The 1,034-nt window shown below is 48.5% G+C and carries 2 protein-coding genes; both read left to right on the forward strand.

Annotated features, from left to right (window positions below):
* A partial coding sequence (locus R7Q38_RS24885; RefSeq protein WP_318114742.1) for an ATP-dependent DNA helicase occupies positions 1 to 383 on the forward strand: 383 nt, incomplete at its 5' end.
* 56 nt (positions 384 to 439) lie between these two features.
* On the forward strand, positions 440 to 1,034 hold a 595-nt coding region (gene tsaB, locus R7Q38_RS24890; RefSeq protein ID WP_318114743.1), incomplete at its 3' end, for a tRNA (adenosine(37)-N6)-threonylcarbamoyltransferase complex dimerization subunit type 1 TsaB.

Below are 1,034 nucleotides of genomic sequence, written 5' to 3' on the forward strand. Positions count from 1 at the left end.
TTATGGAGCTGGGTAACGCTTTGCTTGTGGCGACGGGGGCGTTTTGGGAAGGGATCGATGTTAGAGGTGACGCACTGAGCTGTGTTATCATCGACAAATTGCCGTTTACTGCCCCGGATGATCCGCTGCTAAAAGCCCGAATTGAAGATTGTCGATTGCGTGGTGGTGAGCCGTTTGCTGAAGTGCAAATCCCCGATGCGGTGATCACTTTAAAGCAGGGCGTAGGGCGTTTGATTCGAGATCAGAAAGATCATGGTGCATTGATCATTTGTGACAATCGCCTTGTCACCCGTGACTATGGCGGCACGTTCCTTGGAAGCTTACCTCCTATCCCAAGAACACGAGATTTAGAACGTATCAAAGCGTTTCTTAAAGCAGAATAATTAGTCGCAGCCTGTGCTGTGATGTAACCAAATAAAATAGAGTTTTAGAGAGTTAAATGAGCGCAAAAATTCTTGCTATCGATACCGCAACTGAAAACTGTTCAGTTGCACTACTGGTTAATGACCAAGTGATTTCACGCAGCGAAGTGGCACCTCGTGACCACACGAAAAAAGTGTTGCCAATGGTTGACGAAGTGCTGAAAGAAGCGGGTCTAACTCTACAAGACTTGGATGCACTAGCGTTTGGCCGTGGCCCTGGTAGCTTTACTGGTGTTCGTATCGGTATTGGCATCGCTCAAGGCCTAGCATTTGGTGCAGAACTGCCGATGATTGGTGTTTCAACATTGGCTGCGATGGCACAGGCAAGCTACCGCCTGCATGGTGCAACTGATGTCGCTGTAGCGATTGATGCGCGCATGAGCGAAGTTTACTGGGCACGTTATTCTCGCCAAGAAAACGGCGAATGGATGGGTGTTGATGAAGAATGTGTGATTCCACCAGCTCGTTTGGCGGAAGAAGCACAAGCTGACTCTAAAACGTGGACAACAGCTGGTACAGGTTGGTCTGCGTATCAGGAAGAACTGACAGGCCTGCCGTTTAACACTGTAGACAGTGAGGTATTGTACCCTGACTCACAAGACATTGTGATTT

The organism is Vibrio sp. Vb0598 (genome assembly GCF_033338935.1).
GTDB lineage: Bacteria > Pseudomonadota > Gammaproteobacteria > Enterobacterales > Vibrionaceae > Vibrio > Vibrio alginolyticus.